The sequence below is a fragment of the Agrobacterium sp. CCNWLW32 genome (assembly GCF_037083425.1).
GTDB lineage: Bacteria > Pseudomonadota > Alphaproteobacteria > Rhizobiales > Rhizobiaceae > Agrobacterium > Agrobacterium radiobacter.
In genome coordinates this window covers 631,324-652,084 of the sequence record NZ_JBAOJM010000002.1, presented here as the reverse complement: position 1 = coordinate 652,084, position 20,761 = coordinate 631,324, and the positions used below count along the sequence as shown (strand labels likewise).

17 protein-coding genes and 1 tRNA gene are annotated in these 20,761 nt (G+C 58.9%); 15 read left to right on the top strand and 3 right to left on the bottom strand.

The features are described from left to right. Nucleotides 1–313: 313 nt before the first annotated feature. The 10 genes from polA to V6R85_RS07035 all read left to right on the top strand — a co-directional run bounded on the left by polA (nt 314) and on the right by V6R85_RS07035 (nt 11,999). Nucleotides 314–3,313, top strand: coding sequence for a DNA polymerase I (polA, locus tag V6R85_RS07080; RefSeq protein WP_060727128.1), 3,000 nt, complete (start codon nt 314–316; stop codon nt 3,311–3,313). A 75-nt stretch (nt 3,314–3,388) separates the two neighbouring features. Further along, nucleotides 3,389–4,108, top strand: a complete 720-nt coding sequence (locus tag V6R85_RS07075) for a DUF1868 domain-containing protein (RefSeq protein WP_060727127.1) — start codon at nt 3,389–3,391, stop codon at nt 4,106–4,108. A gap of 192 nt (nt 4,109–4,300) precedes the next feature. Beyond that, the gene (gene rpmF, locus V6R85_RS07070) at nt 4,301–4,486 is read left to right on the top strand and encodes a 50S ribosomal protein L32 (protein ID WP_003507205.1); all 186 of its coding nucleotides are present in this window, start codon (nt 4,301–4,303) and stop codon (nt 4,484–4,486) included. Nucleotides 4,487–4,672: 186 nt separating this feature from the next. Continuing rightward, nucleotides 4,673–6,475: a sensor histidine kinase gene (locus V6R85_RS07065; protein WP_060722720.1), complete on the top strand. Its 1,803-nt coding sequence runs from the start codon at nt 4,673–4,675 to the stop codon at nt 6,473–6,475. Then, the gene (locus V6R85_RS07060; protein WP_080865692.1) at nt 6,472–7,818 is read left to right on the top strand and encodes a sigma-54-dependent transcriptional regulator; all 1,347 of its coding nucleotides are present in this window, start codon (nt 6,472–6,474) and stop codon (nt 7,816–7,818) included. The genes V6R85_RS07065 and V6R85_RS07060 overlap by 4 nt, the downstream gene beginning before the upstream one ends. A gap of 197 nt (nt 7,819–8,015) precedes the next feature. Beyond that, nucleotides 8,016–8,999, top strand: a complete 984-nt coding sequence (locus V6R85_RS07055) for a tripartite tricarboxylate transporter substrate-binding protein (protein ID WP_336377044.1) — start codon at nt 8,016–8,018, stop codon at nt 8,997–8,999. A 97-nt stretch (nt 9,000–9,096) separates the two neighbouring features. Further along, nucleotides 9,097–9,558 carry a tripartite tricarboxylate transporter TctB family protein gene (locus V6R85_RS07050; protein ID WP_035213079.1) on the top strand — a complete coding sequence of 154 codons (462 nt, stop codon included), beginning with the start codon at nt 9,097–9,099 and terminating at the stop codon, nt 9,556–9,558. Between the two features lie 9 nt (nt 9,559–9,567). After that, the gene (locus V6R85_RS07045) at nt 9,568–11,073 is read left to right on the top strand and encodes a tripartite tricarboxylate transporter permease (RefSeq protein WP_003507211.1); all 1,506 of its coding nucleotides are present in this window, start codon (nt 9,568–9,570) and stop codon (nt 11,071–11,073) included. 148 nt (nt 11,074–11,221) lie between these two features. Beyond that, nucleotides 11,222–11,434 carry a SlyX family protein gene (locus V6R85_RS07040; RefSeq protein ID WP_087744208.1) on the top strand — a complete coding sequence of 71 codons (213 nt, stop codon included), beginning with the start codon at nt 11,222–11,224 and terminating at the stop codon, nt 11,432–11,434. Between the two features lie 13 nt (nt 11,435–11,447). Next, complete coding sequence (locus tag V6R85_RS07035) at nt 11,448–11,999, top strand: DUF924 family protein (protein ID WP_087743156.1); 552 nt, start codon at nt 11,448–11,450, stop codon at nt 11,997–11,999. 67 nt (nt 12,000–12,066) lie between these two features. Here V6R85_RS07035 and dnaJ read toward each other — a convergent pair whose 3' ends face one another. The 3 genes from dnaJ to V6R85_RS07020 form a co-directional block, all read right to left on the bottom strand. Next, a complete protein-coding gene (gene dnaJ, locus V6R85_RS07030; protein ID WP_003507223.1) occupies nt 12,067–13,203 on the bottom strand; it encodes a molecular chaperone DnaJ in 1,137 nt (378 codons plus the stop codon). A gap of 89 nt (nt 13,204–13,292) precedes the next feature. Beyond that, complete coding sequence (dnaK, locus tag V6R85_RS07025) at nt 13,293–15,194, bottom strand: molecular chaperone DnaK (RefSeq protein ID WP_003507226.1); 1,902 nt, start codon at nt 15,192–15,194, stop codon at nt 13,293–13,295. A gap of 296 nt (nt 15,195–15,490) precedes the next feature. After that, nucleotides 15,491–15,580: transfer RNA gene (locus V6R85_RS07020), tRNA-Ser, on the bottom strand. A 219-nt stretch (nt 15,581–15,799) separates the two neighbouring features. Here V6R85_RS07020 and V6R85_RS07015 point away from each other — a divergent pair. From V6R85_RS07015 to V6R85_RS06995, 5 genes are all read left to right on the top strand, one after another. Next, nucleotides 15,800–16,117 carry a hypothetical protein gene (locus V6R85_RS07015; RefSeq protein ID WP_060722723.1) on the top strand — a complete coding sequence of 106 codons (318 nt, stop codon included), beginning with the start codon at nt 15,800–15,802 and terminating at the stop codon, nt 16,115–16,117. A gap of 76 nt (nt 16,118–16,193) precedes the next feature. Beyond that, nucleotides 16,194–16,844, top strand: coding sequence for a peptide-methionine (S)-S-oxide reductase MsrA (gene msrA, locus V6R85_RS07010; RefSeq protein ID WP_087743158.1), 651 nt, complete (start codon nt 16,194–16,196; stop codon nt 16,842–16,844). A gap of 213 nt (nt 16,845–17,057) precedes the next feature. Next, nucleotides 17,058–18,050, top strand: coding sequence for a BMP family lipoprotein (locus V6R85_RS07005; protein ID WP_003514392.1), 993 nt, complete (start codon nt 17,058–17,060; stop codon nt 18,048–18,050). A gap of 88 nt (nt 18,051–18,138) precedes the next feature. Then, nucleotides 18,139–19,644, top strand: a complete 1,506-nt coding sequence (locus V6R85_RS07000; protein ID WP_080865699.1) for an ABC transporter ATP-binding protein — start codon at nt 18,139–18,141, stop codon at nt 19,642–19,644. Between the two features lie 7 nt (nt 19,645–19,651). Continuing rightward, on the top strand, nt 19,652–20,755 hold the full coding sequence (locus tag V6R85_RS06995) for an ABC transporter permease (RefSeq protein ID WP_111833792.1): 1,104 nt from the start codon (nt 19,652–19,654) through the stop codon (nt 20,753–20,755). The last annotated feature ends 6 nt before the right edge of the window (nt 20,756–20,761 follow it).

Here is a 20,761-nt window from a genome sequence, read left to right as displayed (position 1 = left end):
AAAACCGCCATGGCCGGGAGGGGTCGGCCATGGCGGTCATATTGGAGGACAAAGGCCCGGAGAGGGGGAAAGGCCTTTGTCCGGTCTGACGCGGCGGGGGACGAGCCAGCTATCAGACTACGGCGTGATCAGGCGCCGTCCCTTATGAAATGTGTCTGCAAATGCGGCTTTTCAAGGGAAGGGCGGATTACAAATCGGTAACGTTCAGGTGAATTTTGCAGGTCTGTGCTGGAGCCCCATTCCCCGCTCTTTACGGTGCGTTGTGCGAAGTTTCGGTAGACGTCAAAACGGCCCCGCGCTATCCATGCTACCCATGAAAAAAGGCGATCATCTCTTCCTCGTTGACGGTTCCGGTTTCATTTTCCGGGCCTTCCATGCAATCCCGCCGCTGAACCGCAAGTCGGACGGGCTGCCGGTCAACGCCGTTTCCGGCTTCTGCAACATGTTGTGGAAGCTCTTGAGGGATGCGCGCAATACCGATGTCGGCGTGACGCCTACTCATTTCGCGGTGATTTTCGACTATTCATCGAAGACCTTCCGCAACGAGCTTTATGATCTCTACAAGGCCAACCGCACCGCACCGCCGGAAGATCTGGTGCCGCAATTCGGCCTGATCCGCGAAGCGACGCGGGCCTTCAACCTTCCCTGCATCGAGACGGAAGGCTTCGAGGCTGATGATATCATCGCCACCTATGCCCGGCAGGCCGAAGCGATCGGCGCCGATGTCACCATCATCTCCTCCGACAAGGATCTGATGCAGCTCGTCACGGCCAATGTACACATGTACGACGCCATGAAGGACAAGCAGATCGGCATTCCTGATGTCATCGAGAAGTGGGGCGTAGGCCCTGAAAAGATGATCGACCTGCAGGCGATGACCGGCGATTCCACCGACAATGTGCCCGGCATTCCCGGCATCGGCCCGAAGACGGCGGCGCAGTTGCTGGAGGAATATGGCGATCTCGATACCCTCCTGACCCGTGCTGGCGAAATCAAGCAGCAGAAGCGGCGGGAGAATATCATCGCCAATGCGGAACTTGCCCGCCTTTCCAGACAGCTTGTGGCGCTCAGGACTGATGTGCCGCTGGAGCAGTCGCTTGAAGCTCTGGTGCTCGAACCGCAGAACGGGCCGAAACTGATCGCCTTCCTGAAGGCGATGGAGTTCACGACGCTGACACGCCGGGTGGCCGAGGCGACCGAAACCGACGCTTCTGCCATCGACCCTGCCAATGTGCCAGTGCAATGGGGTGCCGATGCCCATGGTCCCGATCTTGATGCGCCAGCCCCTGCCGTTCAGGCTGGTGAAGTGGCCACTAACACCGCTGGCGCCGCGGCTTCGCCCGCCGCTCCGGCAAGAAAAGTAACGGGGGAGGGCAGCGCGCCCGCCGATCTGGCCGCAGCGCGACAGGCGCTTTTTTCCGCCGCCAAGATCGATACGACAGCCTATCTAACGATCAGGGATCTTCCGACGCTCGACCGCTGGATTGCGGCGGCCCGGGAGACGGGCGTTGTCGCCTTCGATACGGAAACGACCTCGCTCGATCCGATGCAGGCCGAACTTGTCGGTTTTTCGCTGGCCATTGCCGATAATGGCAAGGATGCCACGGGCACCGATATCCGGGCCGCTTATGTTCCTTTGACGCACAAGACCGGCTCCGGCGGCGATCTCTTCAGCGATGGCATCAGAATGGCGGAGGGGCAGGTGCCCTTTGCCGAGGCGCTGGCGCGCCTGAAGGACCTGCTCGAAGATGAAGCTGTCCTGAAAGTCGCCCAGAACCTCAAATATGATTATCTGCTGATGAAACGCCACGGCGTCGTCATGCAGAGCTTCGACGACACGATGCTGATTTCCTATGTTCTCGAGGCCGGCAAGGCCACGCACGGCATGGATTCGCTGTCCGAACGCTGGCTTGGCCACACGCCGATCGCCTATAAGGACGTGGCGGGATCGGGCAAGTCGAGCGTCACCTTCGATTTTGTCGATATCGACAAGGCGACAGCCTACGCGGCGGAAGACGCGGATGTCACCTTAAGGCTATGGATGGCGCTGAAGCCGAGGCTTGTGTCGGAACGGCTGACCAAGGTCTATGAGCGGCTGGAGCGCCCCCTCGTGCCGGTTCTGGCGCATATGGAAGAGCGCGGCATCACCATCGACCGGCAGATTCTCTCGCGCCTTTCCGGCGAACTCGCGCAGAAGGCTGCGTCCTTCGAAGAGGAAATCTACGAGCTGGCAGGCGAGCGTTTCAATATCGGATCGCCAAAGCAGCTCGGCGATATCCTTTTTGGCAAGATGGGTCTGCCGGGTGGTTCCAAGACCAAGACCGGTCAATGGTCGACATCGGCACAGGTTCTGGAAGATCTCGCGGCGGAAGGTATCGAACTGCCGCGCAAGATCGTCGACTGGCGGCAGCTGACGAAGCTGAAATCGACCTATACGGATGCACTTCCGGGATATATCCATCCCGAGACAAAGCGGGTGCATACGTCCTATGCGCTCGCCTCCACCACCACGGGACGCCTGTCCTCCTCGGAACCGAACCTTCAGAACATTCCGGTCCGCACGGCGGAAGGGCGCAAGATCCGCACGGCTTTCATCTCCACGCCGGGTCACAAGCTCCTGTCGGCCGACTACAGCCAGATCGAACTGCGCGTGCTGGCGCATGTCGCCGACATTCCGCAGCTTCGCAACGCTTTCGAAAACGGCATCGACATTCATGCGATGACGGCATCGGAAATGTTCGGCGTGCCTGTCGAAGGCATGCCGTCGGAAGTGCGCCGCCGCGCCAAGGCCATCAACTTCGGCATCATCTACGGCATTTCCGCTTTTGGCCTTGCCAATCAGCTCAGCATCGCCCGCTCCGAAGCAGGCGACTATATCAAGAAATATTTCGAGCGTTTTCCCGGTATTCGCGACTACATGGAGGCGACCAAGGCCTTCGCCCGCGAAAACGGTTATGTCGAAACGATTTTCGGCCGCCGCGCGCATTATCCGGAAATTCGCTCTTCCAATCCTTCGGTAAAAGCATTCAACGAGCGCGCGGCCATCAACGCGCCGATCCAGGGCTCGGCTGCCGATATCATCCGCCGTGCCATGGTCCGCATCGAGCCCGCGTTGGAGGCGGAAAAACTTTCCGCCCGCATGCTGTTGCAGGTGCATGACGAACTCATCTTCGAAGTCGAGGAAGCGGAGATCGAAAAGACCTTGCCCGTCGTCGTCTCTGTCATGGAAAACGCGGCCATGCCGGCGATTTCGATGAAGGTGCCACTGAAAGTGGATGCCCGCGCGGCCGACAATTGGGATGAGGCGCACTGATCGCTCTTCAGGCGGTCGATGTCATTGCCTTGTTGCGTGCAGGTACTAGGGGGAAATTCTTACAAGGAGTTTCCCATGCACGCCCCGCTCGTCTCGAAAGATCTTGAGTATATTTCTGCCGCTGATCACGATCAGCCGCCGCGCCATCTGGGTAGCCGCTACAATGCTGATGGTGAGTTCCTGCCAGAGCCGGGCAATACGGTTGTGTGCCATCTTGTCGAAGGGTCGCAGACCGAAAAAGCCATCATTGCAACCCGCCAGCGTTTTCTGGATACGCCGGAGGCGCCGCAGCTTGCCTTCACGCCGGTTTCCAGCCTGCACATGACGGTGTTTCAGGGCATTATCGAATTTCGGCGCGCTTTGCCCTACTGGCCGGAGAACATGCCGCTCGATACGCCGATCGACGTGATGACGGAATATTATCGCCAGCGTCTTTCCGCCTTTCCGGCCCTGCCGGCGTTCAACATGCAGGTTACGGGTCTGCGCCCGGTGGGACTGGTCATGAAGGGTGCAACCGTAGAGGACGATCGGATCGTGGCTCTCTGGCGGGATACATTCGCCGATTTCTTCGGCTACCGACATCCTGATCACGGCACTTATGAGTTTCATATCACCTTGTCCTACATCATCAGCTGGTTCGAGCCGGAATGCTTGCCGCGCTGGCAGGTGATGCTCGACGAGGAACTGGAAAAGCTGCGCGCCGCAGCGCCGGTCATTGAGATGCGTCCGCCAGCTTTCTGTGAATTCCGGGACATGAACCACTTCAAGGAGCGCGTCATTTTCGATAAGACGTGAGCCATGATTTGCGATGCCTGACGATCGCTTGTTGCGCTTATTCCGCTGAATCGGAAAAAATGCGCGTCAGGGCTGGTCAAAGCCCGTTTGGGCATGTATAAGCGCGCCAAATTTCCGATATCGAGACATCCGACATTCGGCCTTTGGTTCTGGCCGGTTCCGTTGTTTCGCCGCTTAAGTGGAGTAACAAAAATGGCTGTACCAAAAAGAAAAACAAGCCCGTCCAAGCGTGGCATGCGCCGCTCGGCTGACGGTCTCAAGTCTGCGACCTACGTTGAAGACAAGAACTCCGGCGAACTGCGCCGCCCGCACCATATCGATCTGAAGACCGGTATGTATCGCGGTCGTCAGGTTCTGACGCCGAAGGAAAGCGCATAAGCTTTTCTGAAATCATCTTTGCAAAAAACCGGTCCTCGTGGCCGGTTTTTTGTTTTTGGGACTGTCTGGCTGCCTTTTCCGCTCACTTGGAAAATTCGGCCGCTCCACCTACACTCTTTTAGGGAGAGCAGGTTTGATGCCTGCAACAGGAGGGGAGCTTCGGTGAAATATCGCTGGATTTTGTTGATGCTTCTCAGCTTCGGTCTCGGTTATGGCGCCGTGACGAGAGGCGGCGGCATCATTGCGGAAAGCTATTTCGGCGAAATGTCCGAGCAGGGCCGCACGACCCTCCGGTTGGCTGTCTCCGCTCTCGGCGGGCTTTTGAACCGTTACGAGCCGCTGCCCGCCTTGATCGCCGATCACGACGACATTGAGGAACTGGTCGCACATCCCAAGGATGCCGAGCTGCGCCAGCGCGCCAATGTCTACCTCAAATCTATTAACACCCTGCTGGAATCCTCCGATATCTACATCATCACGCTCGACGGGGAGACTATCGCCGCCAGCAACTATGATGGTCCGACGAGTTTCGTTGGTGAGAATTTCAGCTACCGCCCTTATTTTCAGGATGCCGCGAAGGGCTTGCAGTCGCGGTTCTTCGCGCTTGGCACCACCTCCCATAAGCGCGGCTATTATTTTTCCGCGCCCATCCTCTTCAATGAGGAAATCAAGGGCGTCATCGTCTTCAAGGTCGATATTGAAGGCATAGAGGCCTCATTCGGCGATGGTGAGAACCGAATTCTGGTCTCGGACCCTGAGGGCATCATCTTCATGACCGGAACGCCGCAATGGCTTTATTCCGGTCTGATGCCGCTGACGCCCGAACGGCTGGCACGAACGGAGGCTTCCCGCCGGTATGCCAATGCCACCCTCAAGGAACTGCCGCTGAAAAACGGCAATTTCGGTTCGCATCAGCTGATGACGATCGTCCAGGACGACGGCGAGAGGGAATATATGCTCCTGTCACAGCCCATGCCCGATGCCGGTTGGACGGTCAGCGTGCTGATGGATACAGGTTCGCTCAGGACGCAGGTCAAGACCGCGATGATCGCGATAATCCTGTGCCTGTGTCTGGCCGCCGCCGTGATTGCGGCCATGCTGCAAAGACGGCGGCGTCTGCGCGAACGGCTGATCCATCAGGCAGAGGCGCAGGCGGAACTGGAACGCCGGGTGGAGGAGCGCACTGCCGATCTGGCGCGGGTGAACCAGGAGATCGAACACGAAATCGCCGAACGCCGCCAGACGGAAAAACAGCTGCGCAAGATGCAGAACGATCTGGTGCAGGCCGGCAAGCTTGCAGCCCTCGGGCAGATGTCGGCGGCACTGTCGCATGAGTTCAACCAGCCGCTTGCCGCGGCCAAGAACTATGCCGAAAATGCTTCGCTTCTCGTGGAGCGCGGGCGGCTGGAAGAGGTGACGGAAAACCTCAGGCGTATTTCAGGCCTTATCGACCGCATGGCGTCGATCAGCAAGCATCTCAGGAATTTCGCCCGCAAGCCCAACGAAAAAATGGCAGCGGTGGGTCTGGAGGCGGTGCTTCGGGATACGCTCGAAATTGTCGGTGCGCGGTTGAAGGCCGCCGATGCGGTGCTGGATGTTGATCTCGGGCCGGTGCAGCTTGCGGTGAAAGCCGGCCCGGTGAGATTGCAGCAGGTGCTCGTCAACATCATCTCCAACGCGGCCGATGCTGTGGAAGGGCGCGAGGATCGCCATATTGCGCTGCAAGCCGTCCAGCATGGCCAGATGGTATCGATTTTCATCCGCGATCGTGGTCCCGGCGTGCCGGCGGCGATTTCGGAGCGCATTTTTGATCCCTTCTTCACCACCAAGGGTGTGGGACGCGGCCTGGGCCTTGGCCTGTCCATCTCCTACAACATCATCAAGGATTTTGGCGGTCAGCTGCGGGTGAGAAACCATGAAGAGGGCGGGGCGGAGTTCGAGATCGAATTGCCAGCCGCCGCCTGGCGCGTGGAGGCGGCTGCGGAATGACCATGTCGCGGGTTCTGTTGATTGATGACGAGGAGGAGCTGCGCTTTTCCACCGCGCAGGCGCTGGAGCTTTCCGGCTTTGCCGTCACCATGCTCGCGAGTGCCGAGCATGCGCTCGAACTCATCGGTTACAGCTTTGATGGCGTCGTGGTCAGCGATATCAGGATGCCTGGCATGGATGGCATGACGTTGCTGCAGAAGGTGCGCGAGCTCGATCCGGAAATACCTGTCATCCTGATGACGGGCCATGGTGATGTGCAGCTTGCGGTCAACGCCATGCGCAACGGCGCCTATGATTTCATCGAAAAGCCGTTCACGCCGCAATATCTCGCCGGCATCATCAAAAGGGCGAATGACCGGCGGGCGCTGGTGCTGGAAAACCGCCGCCTCAAGGCGGTGGCGGGCAAGCACGACGATCTCGAAACACGTCTGCCCGGCAGAACCCAGATCATGGTCGATCTGCGATACCGCATCCGCGCGATTGGCGCGACGGACGCCGATACGCTGATCGTTGGCGATACCGGCGCGGGCAAGGAGGTCGTGGCGCGCGCGCTTCACGATATCAGTGCCAGAAGCAACCGGCCCTTCGTTGCGATCAATTGCGCCGCCCTCCCGCAGACGTTGATCGAAAGCGAATTGTTCGGTCATGAGGCGGGTGCGTTTCCCGGCGCGCTTCGCCCGCGCTACGGCAAGTTCGAACATGCCCGCGGCGGCACCATCCTGCTGGACGAGATCGGCTCCATGCCCTTCGAATTGCAGGGCCGCTTCCTTCGTGTCCTGCAGGAACGGGTGATTACCCGTCTGGGCTCGAATGAAACGGTCGAACTCGATGTTCGCTTCATCGCCACAAGCAAGGTGGATCTGGAACAGGAAGTCGCGGCTGGCCGGTTCCGTGCCGATCTTCTTTATCGGCTCAACGTGGCTACACTTCTCGTGCCATCTCTCTCGCAGCGCAGTGCCGATATACCGCTCCTCTTCCTGCATCTCGTGCGGGAAGCTGCTGCGCGCTACGGGCGGGAAGACATGGAGGTGCCGCAAAATCTGCTCTCGGCCATCTCCCTTCGTGAGTGGCCGGGCAACGTGCGTGAATTGCGCAATGCCGCGGACCGTTTCGTTCTCGGCCTGGAAAGCGACGTTTCCGAAGGGTCGTTGCCGTTTCAGGCTGACGGAAAAGCGGCTCTTGCTGCAAGGGTCGCGGCTTATGAAAAAAGCCTGATCGCACATGCAATTGCCGCCCACGGCGGAAATCTGAAATCCGTCTATGAGGCGCTCGGCATTTCGCGCAAAACGCTCTATGAAAAAATGCAGAAATACGGGCTGCACCGGCACATGACCGAGGTGTAGTGGGTGGATTTCCACCCATGAATAGGTGCTTATGGGTCGAAATCCACCCATTGCCTCTCGCGATAGCGATAAAAGCGCATCCCACTGCAAGACCGCCATTGCTGAACGGCAATCCCGGATCGCAAATATGTCACCCCGGTCGCCATGGAGGAGCATGCGCGGCTGAAGTGGCGAACATTTTCATCCGGGAGGAATCGATGAAAATACTGAAGACAGTCACCGGCCTTGCTGCCGCCGCTGCCGTTTCCCTTTTTGCGCTGTCCGCATCCGCTCAGAACTATCCAGCGCGCAATATCACCATGGTTGTGCCCTTTGCTGCCGGCGGCCCGACGGATACGGTCGCGCGTCTTGTTGCTGAATCCATGTCGAAGGATCTCGGCCAGCAGATCATCGTCGAAAATGTCGGCGGCGCAGGCGGCACGCTGGGTGCTGGTCGTGTGGCATCGTCCGATCCGGACGGTTACACCGTCCTTCTCCACCATATCGGCATGGCCACCAGCGCCACACTCTACCGCAAGCTCGCCTATGACACGCTGAACGCCTTCGAATATGTTGGTCTCGTCACCGAAGTGCCGATGACGATCCTGTCGCGCAAGACCCTTGAGACGAAGGATCTGAAGGGGCTGATCGAATACGCCAAGGCGAACAAGGACAAGGTCACGGTTGCCAATGCCGGCATTGGCGCTGCCTCGCATCTCTGCGGCATGCTGTTCATGAGCGCCATCGAGACGCCACTGGTCACCGTTCCCTATAAGGGGACTGGGCCGGCCATGACCGATCTGCTCGGCGGCCAGGTCGACATCATGTGCGACCAGACCACCAACACCACCAAGCAGATTCAGGGCGGAACCGTGAAAGCCTATGCCGTAACCACGGCCAAGCGGCTGGACGTGCTGCCTGACGTGCCGACGGTCGTCGAGGCGGGCCTGCCGAAGCTTGAGGTTGGCATCTGGCACGGCATCTATACGCCCAAGGGCACGCCGGCTGAAATCAACGAAAAGCTCTCCAAGTCGCTGCAGGTCGCGCTGAAGGACAAGAATGTCGCGGCTCGTTTTGCAGAACTGGGCACCACGCCCTCTTCGGAAAGCGATGCGACGCCGGCGGCACTCAAGGCCAAGCTCGAAAGCGAAATCGCCCGCTGGAAGCCGGTGATCGAAGCTGCCGGCCAATATGCCGACTGATGAACGCGGAAGGACCGGCGGCATCGCCGCCGGTCGACCGTGATCATTTTAACAGGCGGACCGGTGTGATGCCGGCCGCGGTGGAGGGGCATCTTTCATGAAGTCATTATTTAATGACCCTGCCGAGGCAGTCTGCGGGGCAATTTTTATGGGACTTGGCGTCTTTTTCGCCTTGCAGTCCTATGGGCTGGAGATCGGAACCGCCTTTCGTATGGGGCCGGGCTATTTCCCGCTCGTTCTGGCAATTATCCTCATTCTGCTCGGTGGCATCATATTCCTCCGCTCAGCCCGCCCGGCCGGGGAAGGGATCGGAGCGATCGCATGGCGTGGCATATTCTTCATCCTGCCCGCGCCGATCTTCTTCGGTTTTACTGTCCGGGGTCTTGGTTTCGTGCCGGCGCTGTTTTTTAGCGCGCTCATCGCCTCCTTTGCCTCGCACAAGATGAGTCCGATCATGGCGATTATTCTTTCCGCAGCCATCACGGCCTTCTCCGTCGCTGTTTTCAATTACGGTCTCGGCCTGCCGTTCCAGCGCTTCGGCCCCTGGCTTAAATTTTGAGGTGCTGCGATGGATTTGCTTGATAATCTTGCTCTCGGTTTCGTCACCGCCTCATCGCTGGCAAACCTGTTCTTCTGCCTGATCGGCGTGTTGCTCGGCACCCTGATCGGCGTGTTGCCCGGCATCGGCGCGACGGCGACCATTGCCATGCTGCTGCCCATCACCTTTCAGCTCGAGCCCGTCTCGTCGCTGATCATGCTCGCCGGCATTTATTATGGCGCGCAATATGGCGGTTCCACCACGGCCATCCTGATCAACATGCCCGGCGAATCCTCCTCTGCCGTCACCGCCATCGATGGTTATCAGATGGCGCGCAAGGGCAAGGCAGGGGCTGCTCTCGCCATTGCCGCCATCGGTTCGTTCTTTGCCGGCACGGTTTCCACCTTCCTCGTCGCGATCTTTGCGCCGCCTCTGACCGCAATTGCGCTGGAGTTTGGTGCGGCGGAATATTTCTCACTGATGGTCGTCGGCCTCGTTTCGTCCATCGCCCTTGCCCATGGCTCCATCGTCAAGGCGCTGGCCATGGTCGTGCTTGGTCTGCTGCTCGGTCTGGTCGGCACGGATATCTACAGCGGCACGCCGCGCTTCACCCTTGGCATCCGCGAATATGCCGATGGTCTGAACTTCGTCGCCGTGGCTGTGGGTGTCTTCGGTATCGCCGAAATCCTGCGCAACCTCGAAAACGAGCGCACCCGTTCGGTGCTGATCGCCAAGGTCAGCGGGCTGATGCCCACGCGGGAGGATTTCAGGAAAATGGTCGGCCCGGTGCTACGCGGCACGGCCATCGGTTCCGCGCTCGGCATCCTGCCGGGCGGCGGCGCCATCCTCGCGGCCTTTGCGTCCTACACGGTGGAAAAACGCGTCTCCAAGAACCCGGAGGAATTCGGGCATGGCGCGGTGGCCGGTGTGGCCGGTCCGGAATCGGCCAATAATGCCGGCGCCCAGACCTCCTTCATCCCGCTGCTCACGCTCGGCATCCCCGCCAATCCGGTGATGGCGCTGATGATTGGGGCGATGATCATTCAGGGGATCGTGCCGGGTCCAAACGTTGCGATCGAGCAGCCGGCGCTGTTCTGGGGCATCATTGCCTCCATGTGGATCGGCAACTTGATGCTCGTCGTCCTGAACCTACCGCTGATCGGGCTGTGGGTTAAGCTATTGACGGTGCCCTATTATGTGCTGTTCCCCATCATCATGGCTTTCTGCGCCATCGGAGTTTATAGCGTCAATTCCAACGTCTTTGATCTCTATGCCGTCGCCTTCTTCGGCTTCATCGGCTACGTGCTGGTGAAATTGCGCTGCGAGCCGGCGCCGCTGCTCCTCGGTTTCGTGCTTGGCCCGCTCCTGGAGGAAAACCTGCGTCGCGCGATGATCCTGTCCCGCGGTGATCCAACCACCTTCGTCACCCGGCCGATCAGCGCCACACTGCTTTTCATCGCTTTGGCCGTGCTGATCGTCGTCTTCCTGCCAAGCGTGAAGAAGAAACGAGAAGAGGTTTTCGTAGAAGAAGACTAAGCAATATCAAACTTCCCGACGCCGGCGATGGAAACATCGCCGGCTTTTTCCGTTTCCGGATCACCATGACGAATTCGCTTCACGAAAGCGACATATGGTTGACTCGCAAGCTTTTAGGCCCAAGGAAGGGCTGGAAAGAGAGGTCGATATGACGTCGGAAACCGAAAAACGAATCATCGCGCTCGAGGAGACGGTCGCGTATCAGGTGAAGGTGATAGAGGAACTGTCCGACCAGCTGGCGGAACAGTGGAAGGTGGTGGAGCAGACCCGCGCCAAGCTCGACCGCTTGACGGAGAGGTTCCTGAGCCTTGAGGAGCAATCGCTGGACGCGCCTGCGATCACCCGGCCGCCGCATTATTGACAGGGAAGAGCAGATGAAAAACGACACAGCCGCGCTTGCCGCCGATATCGTCGATTTCTGGAAGAAGGCCGGGCCGGACAAGTGGTTCGACAAGGACGCCGCCTTCGACAGTCATTTCCACGACCGTTTCCGCGATGCCCATTTCGCGGCAGCACGGCGCGAACTGGATGACTGGCTGGAGGGTGCGGAAAGCAGCCTTGCGCTGATGCTTCTGCTGGATCAGTTTCCGCGCAATTGTTTTCGTGGCACCGCCCACATGTATGCCACAGACCCCCTGGCGCGGCTTTTCGCCGACGAGGCCATTCGCCGTGGCCATGATCAGGCCGTGAGCGAGGATTTGCGCGTCTTCTTCTACCTGCCCTTTTCCCATGCGGAGGATATCGCCGCCCAGCGGCGTGCCTGCGACCTGAACCAGCCGCTCGGCGGGCTTTATCTTCATCATGCCGAAGAGCATCGCGATATCGTTGAACGTTTCGGCCGTTTTCCGCATCGCAACGACATATTGCTGCGGGAAACGACATCAGAAGAACGGCAATATCTGGAAGAAGGCGGCTTTTCCGGCTGAGCCCAAAACGAAAACGCCGCCAGTCTCAAGGGATGGCGGCGTCCTAAAAGCTTGGGACCGGCGGAAATCAGCCGTCGAAGAATTCCTTCATCCGGGCAAAGAAGCCCGTCGATTCCGGATTGTTCTCCTTCGAGGAGAGCTGCTCGAACTCCTGCAACAGCTCGCGCTGACGCTTGCTGAGTTTCTGCGGCGTCTCGATCTGAATCTGGATATAGAGATCGCCCGTCTGCGCCGAACGCAGCACCGGCATGCCCTTGCCCTTCAGACGGAATTGCTTGCCCGGCTGGGTGCCCTCGGGAACCGTGACGCGTGACTTGGTGCCGTCGAGTGTCGTGACATCGAAGGTGCCGCCAAGCGCTGCCGTCGTCATGGAGATCGGTACGGTGCAATAAAGATCGGCACCGTCGCGCTGGAAGAACTCATGCGGACGCACGGACAGGAAGATATAGAGATCGCCCGCCGGACCGCCGCGCATGCCGGCCTCGCCTTCGCCCTGCAGGCGAATGCGGGTGCCGTCTTCGATACCCGAGGGAATGTTGACCGAGAGCGAGCGCTCTTCCGTTACACGGCCCTGACCATGGCACTTGCCGCACGGATCGGAGATCGTCTGCCCGCGGCCATGGCAGGTGGGGCAGGTGCGTTCCACCGAGAAGAAGCCCTGTGCTGCGCGCACGCGGCCGGAACCCTGACAGGTAGCGCAGGTTTTCGGCTGTGTACCTGGTTTGGCGCCAGAGCCCGAACAGACATCACAGGTGATCGAGGTAGGAACCCTGATCTGCGCCGTCTTGCCGGTGAAGGCTTCTTCCAGCGTGATTTCCATGTTGTAGCGAAGATCGGCGCCGCGTTCGCGCCCGCCGGAAGAGCGGCGCGCACGGCCACCACCCATCATCTCGCCGAAGATGTCCTCGAAGATGTCGGAGAAGCCGCCATTGGCGAAACCGCCGCCGCCAAAGCCGCCACCGCCGCCCATGCCGCCATTTTCAAATGCGGCGTGGCCGAAACGGTCATAGGCCGCGCGCTTCTGCGGGTCCTTCAGCGTTTCGTAGGCTTCGTTGATTTCCTTGAATTTCTGCTCGGATTCGGCGTTATCCGGGTTCTTGTCCGGATGGTATTTCATCGCGAGTTTGCGGAAGGCGCTTTTCAGCTCTTTTTCGTCCGCGGTCTTGCTGACGCCGAGTGTTTCGTAAAAGTCTGCTTTCGCCATTAAGTTAACAAGCCCCGCAAATGGATTTCCGGCTGCACTCGGCAGCCGGATGTCTTGCATATGTTGTCAGGAGACGGGAAGTCACGCGATTATGCGGACTTCTTGTCGTCCTTGATTTCTTCATAGTCGGCGTCGACGACGTCGTCCTTGCCGCCTTCAGAAGCATCACCGGCCTCCGCCTGCTGCGCTTCGTAAATGGCCTGACCAAGCTTCATGGAAACTTCCATGAGGGTCTGGGTCTTCGCCTGAATGTCGTCTGCGTCAGGCTCGGCGGCTTCGACAGCGGTCTTCAGGGCGGCTATGGCGTCTTCGATTGCCTTGCGGTCGGTCTCGGAAACCTTGTCACCATATTCCTTCACCGACTTTTCGGTGGAGTGAATGAGGCTTTCGGCCTGGTTTTTGGCTTCCACACCGGCGCGACGCTTCTTGTCGGCTTCGGCATTGGCTTCGGCGTCCTTGACCATCTTTTCGATGTCGGCGTCGGAAAGACCGCCGGAGGCCTGGATGCGGATCTGCTGTTCCTTGCCGGTGCCCTTGTCTTTCGCCGAAACCTGCACGATGCCGTTGGCGTCGATATCGAAGGTGACTTCGATCTGCGGAACGCCGCGCGGCGACGGTGGCAGGCCGACGAGGTCGAACTGGCCGAGCAGCTTGTTGTCCTGGGCCATTTCACGCTCGCCCTGCGAAACGCGGATGGTCACGGCCGACTGGTTGTCTTCGGCGGTCGAGAAGGTCTGGCTCTTCTTCGTCGGGATCGTCGTGTTGCGATCGATCAGACGGGTGAAGACGCCACCCAGCGTTTCGATGCCGAGCGACAGCGGGGTCACGTCGAGCAGCAGAACGTCCTTGACGTCGCCCTGCAGAACGCCGGCCTGGATGGCGGCGCCCATGGCAACCACTTCATCCGGGTTCACGCCCTTGTGCGGCTCCTTGCCGAACAGCTGCTTGACGACTTCCTGCACCTTCGGCATGCGGCTCATGCCACCGACGAGAACGACTTCATCGATCTCGGAAGCGGAAACGCCGGCATCCTTGAGCGCTGCCTTGCAAGGCGCAACGGTGCGCTGCACGAGGTCATCGACCAGGCTTTCGAACTTGGCGCGGGTCAGCTTCAGCGTCAGGTGCTTCGGACCGGAAGCATCAGCCGTGATGAACGGCAGGTTGATTTCGGTCTGCTGCGAGGACGACAGTTCGATCTTCGCCTTTTCGGCAGCTTCCTTGAGGCGCTGAAGGGCGAGCTTATCGTTCTTCAGGTCGATGCCCTGATCCTTCTTGAACTCGCCGGCCAGATATTCAACCAGACGCATGTCGAAGTCTTCACCACCAAGGAAGGTATCACCATTGGTGGACTTCACTTCGAAGACGCCGTCGCCGATTTCCAGAACGGAAATATCGAAGGTGCCGCCGCCAAGGTCGTAAACGGCGATGGTCTTGCCGTCCTTCTTGTCGAGGCCGTAAGCAAGCGCTGCCGCGGTCGGCTCGTTGATGATGCGCAGAACATCCAGACCGGCAATGCGGCCGGCATCCTTGGTTGCCTGACGCTGGGCGTCGTTAAAATAGGCCGGAACGGTGATGACGGCCTTTTCGACCTTTTCACCGAGATAGGATTCAGCCGTTTCCTTCATCTTCTGAAGGATCATCGCGGAAATCTGCGACGGGGAATAATTTTTGTCCTGAGCCTTCACCCATGCGTCGCCATTGTCGCCCTTGACGATTTCAAAGGGGACAAGAGCCTTGTCCTTTTCGACGGTCGGGTCTTCGTAACGGCGGCCGATAAGGCGTTTCACCGCAAACAGGGTATTGGTCGGGTTGGTGACCGCCTGGCGCTTGGCCGGCTGGCCGACAAGGCGTTCGCCATCGTCGGAAAATGCCACCATGGACGGCGTGGTGCGCGCGCCTTCCGCATTTTCAATTACTTTCGTGTCCTTGCCGTCCATCACTGCGACGCAGGAATTGGTCGTGCCAAGGTCGATACCGATTACTTTTGCCATGCTCTTCTCTCCTTGAAGCGAGCCGTCGGAACCCCGTGAGGCATTCCATTGACAACTCCTTGACTTGGATTTGCAGTATTCGCTGCAGTTATGCGGCGTATATAAGGAGCGATTTTTCCTGCTGCAAGGCGCAAGAGAGGGGTAAGAGCAGCAAAAAGCGGATGAATCCCTTGTCTGTGCAGAAGCATAGCCATCAACGCATGCGGAAGCGGAAAAACGCGACTTTGACGCTACGTCCTTGCAACACGGTCGGCAACACCAAGGTTCATATGTAAGTCGGTGAAGATGAGGTGAAATGGCGGACAGGGTGGGATTCGAACCCACGGTACGCTTTCACGCACACACGCGTTCCAGGCGTGCGCCTTAAACCACTCGGCCACCTGTCCTTTTTCAAGTCTGCATGTCATGAAGAATGCAAATCACTGGAACGGCGCGATATATACCGATGAATTCGCAGGGATCAACACGAATCTGACAGTTTTTTGAAATGTCGGCAATTTCCTGTGTTCCGACGCGATTGCAAACCGGTTTTCCCACCTTTATCGATGCATTATAGGTTTCAAAAAGTGGCTGTCTGACCGGCAGATCGTGAGCGAGGTATACCAATGAAAGCTTTTTTGCGGTTTTTGAGCTTTCTTTTCCTCGTTGCGGCGGTTTTTCTGGGCGTGCTCGATTCGATCCGCTCGGTTTCCACATCCTCGGTCGACATCACCGGCATCCTGTCCGTCTGGAACTATCTTCTTCCTGCTTCCCGCACCATGGTGGAAGCGGCCTTGGCTCACTATATTCACCCTGAAGCGTGGCGCTTCATTGAAAATGCCCTGACGGCGGTGCCCGCATTTGCCGTTTCCCTGGCGCTTTCCCTGCTCTGCTGGATGGCGGGGTACAGGAAACACAGGCCGATGAGGCGTTTGTCAGCCTGACTTGTGTCAGCCGAATTGCGCGCGCCCGCAGATGTGAACCATGAAAAGCGGCGGAGCTGGCCGCATGGAGGACCGAATGTTCCTGTTCGATACGCTTTCAAAAAAGACGACGATGCCGACGCAAGAAACCGCCTTGCCTGGCCGTGAAGCGGCGCTTGCGGTTCCGGAGGCCCATTTCGTCAATGGCCGGCCTTTGAAGGGGCCTTATCCCGACGGCCTTGAAACCATCTATCTCGGCATGGGCTGCTTCTGGGGCGCGGAACGGCTGTTCTGGAAAACGCCGGGTGTGTGGGTGACGGCGGTGGGGTATGCCGGCGGTTTCACCCGCAATCCCACCTATCAGGAGACGACGACAGGTCAGACGGGCCACGCGGAAGTGGTCAAGGTTGTCTACGATCCGGCCGTGATCTCGCTCTCGGGCCTCTTGAAGATATTTTTTGAGGAGCACGATCCGACGCAGGGCATGCGACAGGGCAATGATGTCGGCACGACCTATCGTTCCGCCATCTACGCGACGACGGAAGGCCAGTTGCAGCAGGCGCAGAAGGCCCGCGATGCTTTTCAACAGGCTTTGGAGGAGGCTGGCCATGGCAGTACCATCACCACCGAGATCGGGCCGCTTGAAAAGTTTTATTACGCTGAAGACTATCATCAGCAATATCTTGCCAAGAACCCGGGTGGCTACTGCGGCCTCAGGGGAACGGGCGTAAGCTGCAATATCGACTAGATTTTTTGCAGGTCGCGCGGTGGAAAGACCAAAAAAGCGCCAGAATAAAGTTTTTCCACCGGGTCAAAAAAACCGGATGAATTTTTCATTGAGCCATGCAAGGATATGAGCCAAGCACAGCCGGGATAACGGCTGGCGGTTCCGCAGACATTCCCGGTCAACGGGTTTGCGGGAGGACCCTTAAAATATCAATTGCAACAACAGGGCTGCACAATGAAAAAATCCCTTCTGACGCTTTTTGCGCTCGCCGCCATGTCGGCTTCCGCGCTTGCTGCCGATATCAAGCCGGCATTGGTTTATGGTACGGGCGGCAAGTTCGACAAGTCGTTCAACGAAGCCGCCGCGGCTGGCGCTGAAAAGTTCAAGGCGGAAACGGGCATCGAGTTCCGCGATTTTGAACCGACCAGCGATACGCAGGGTGAGCAGGCTATCCGCAACTTCGCCAGCAAGGGCTTTAACCCGGTTGTTGCCGTGTCCTTCGCCTGGACGTCGGCCATGGAAAAGGTTGCAGCCGAATTCCCTGACACCAAGTTCGTCATCGTCGATTCCGTCGTCGAGCTGCCGAATGTCCGCTCAGTCGTTTACAAGGAGCACGAAGGCTCTTATCTCGTCGGTCTTCTGGCAGGCATGGCCTCCAAGACCGGTAAGGTCGGCTTCATCGGCGGCATGGATATTCCGCTGATCCGCAAATTCGCCTGTGGTTATGCGCAGGGCGCCAAGGCTGCCAACGACAAGATCGAAGTCTTCCAGAACATGACCGGCACCACCGGTGCGGCCTGGAATGATCCGGTGCGCGGTGGCGAACTGACCAAGAACCAGATCGACCAGGGCGCTGACGTGATCTACGCGGCAGCCGGTGCGACCGGTATCGGCGTGTTGCAGACCGCTGCCGACAACAAGAAATTCTCGATCGGCGTCGATTCCAACCAGAACCACCTGCACCCCGGCTCGGTTCTGACCTCGATGGTCAAGCGCGTCGATCTGGCCGTCTACAACGCCTACAAGGATGCCAAGGACGACAAGTTCACCCCCGGCATCGTTGCTCTCGGCGTCAAGGAAGACGGCGTTGCCTATGCTCTCGACGACAACAACAAGGCCCTGATCACGCCGGAAATGACCGCCGCCGTGGACAAGGCGAAGGCCGACATCATTGCCGGCACCATCAAGGTTCATGACTATATGGCGGACAATTCCTGCCCGAAATGATATGATATGATATGTGTCTGGGGCGCATGGTGATTTTTCACCTTGCGCCCTTTTCATATCCAGCCTTCGGAGAGGTTTCGGTTTGAGTATGGACCCAGCAATCGAACTCGTGGGCATCGATAAAAAATTCGGTGCCGTTCACGCCAATAAGAATATCAACCTGACCGTTGCCAAGGGTACGATCCACGGCATCATCGGGGAAAACGGCGCCGGAAAATCGACCCTGATGTCGATCCTCTACGGTTTTTATCAGGCCGATGCTGGCGAAATCCGGGTGAATGGTGCGCCGGTCTCGATCCGTGACAGTCAGGCCGCGATCAGTTCGGGCATCGGTATGGTGCATCAGCACTTCATGCTGGTGGAAAATTTCACCGTGCTTGAAAACGTCATGCTGGGCGCGGAAGGCGGAGCATCGCTCGCCAAGGGTCGGGCAGCCGCGCGCAAGGAGCTGCAGCGCCTCGAGGACGATTACGGGCTGGAAGTCGATCCCGATGCGGTGATCGAGGAATTGCCCGTTGGCCTGCAGCAGCGCGTCGAAATCCTCAAAGCCATGTATCGTGGCGCCGAAATCCTGATCCTCGATGAGCCGACCGGCGTTCTCACACCGGCTGAGGCCGATCACCTTTTCAAGATTTTGGGTGTCTTGCGAGAGCAGGGCAAGACCGTCATCCTGATCACCCACAAGCTGCGCGAGATCATGGCGATCACGGATTCCGTCTCCGTCATGCGCCGTGGCGAAATGGTGGCGACCCGCAAGACTTCCGAAACCAGCGTCGAGGAACTGGCCGAGCTGATGGTCGGCCGCCGGGTGCTGCTCAGGGTGGAAAAGGGCGAGACGACGCCGGGCGAAGTTCTCCTCTCCATCCGCAATCTCACCGTCAAGGACAGCCGTGGCGTCACCATGGTGGATGATGTCTCTCTCGATGTCCGCGCCGGTGAAATCGTCGGTATCGCCGGTGTGGCCGGCAATGGCCAGTCCGAACTCCTTGAGGCGATCGCCGGCATCCGCAAGCCTTACTCGGGTGAGATATGGGTGGCCGGGCAGAAGGTCGACCGTCCCGATCCGGCCATTTTGCGCGAGCTCGGTCTCGCGCATATTCCGGAAGACCGGCACCATATGGGGCTGGTGCTGAAATTCGAGGAATATGAAAACTCCATCCTCGGCTATCACCACGATGAGCGTTACGGCAAGGGACCGTTCCTCAATCCCGAAGCCATCCGCAAGGATGCGGTCGAAAAAATCGAGAAATACGATATCCGCCCGCCGAACCCGCAGCTGAAGACCGCCAATTTTTCCGGCGGCAACCAGCAGAAGATCGTCGTTGCCCGCGAAATCGAGCGTGACCCCAAGATGCTGATCATCGGTCAGCCGACCCGCGGTGTGGATATCGGCGCCATCGAATTCATCCATCGCCGCATCATCGAAATGCGCGATGCCGGCAAGGCGATCTTGCTGGTTTCGGTTGAACTCGATGAAATCCGTTCCCTTTCGGACCGGATCATGGTCATGTTCGCCGGGCGTGTCGTTGGAGAAAAAACGGCGGAAGCCGAAGAACAGACGCTGGGCCTGATGATGGCCGGCATCGCCGCATGAGGCATGAATGAGCACCGCTTCCACTCCCCTGCCAAACTGGATCAGCTACGGCCTGTTGCCGCTGCTGAACGTCGTCACCGCCTTTCTGATTTCCGGCCTCGTCGTCTGGTCCATCGGTGAAAATCCGCTCGCGGCGCTTCGCCTGCTCATCGAAGGCGCCCTCGGTCGTGGCGACGCCATCGGCTTCACGCTGTTTTACACGACTAGCTTCATCTTCACCGGCCTCTCCGTTGCGGTCGCCTTCCATGCCGGCCTGTTCAATATCGGCTCCGAAGGTCAGGCCTATATTGGCGGGCTGGGTGCCGCACTGGTGGCGCTTGCGCTCGACCGTTATGTGCCCTGGTATGTGACGATGCCCTTCGCCGTCATCGGTGCTGCACTTTTCGGCGCGGCCTGGGCCTTCATTCCGGCATGGCTGCAGGCAAAACGCGGCAGCCACGTCGTCATCACCACCATCATGTTCAACTTCATCGCCGCGGCCTTGATGGTCTATCTGCTGGTGAATGTGCTGATCGTGCCGGGCAAGATGGCCCCGGAAACGCGCACTTTCTTGGCCGGTGGCCAATTACCGAAGCTGGACTGGCTGATGGCGCTGTTCGGCCTCAAGCTCGGGCCGGCGCCGTTCAACGTCTCCTTCATCATCGCGCTGGTCATGTGTTTCCTCGTCTGGGTGCTGATCTGGCGCACCAAGCTCGGATACGAGATGCGCACGCTCGGCGTCAGCCCTTCAGCGGCCGTTTATGCCGGCATTCCCTATGCGCGCACCGTCATCATCGCCATGCTCATTTCTGGTGGTCTGGCGGGCATGATGGCGCTGAACCCTGTCATGGGCGCTTCCGCCCGCCTGCAGGTGGAATTCGTCGGTGGCGCAGGTTTCGTCGGCATCGCCGTGTCGCTGATGGGGCGAAGCCATCCGCTCGGCATCATCTTCGCGGCATTGCTGTTCGGCATTCTCTATCAGGGCGGCGCAGACCTCTCTTTCGAGATGCCGAACATTACCCGCGAGATGATCGTGGTCATCCAGGGTCTGGTTATCCTGTTTGCCGGCGCGCTCGAATACATGTACCGGCCGGCTATCGTCCGCATCTACCAGCGCTTGGCAAAGGGGTGAGCTGAT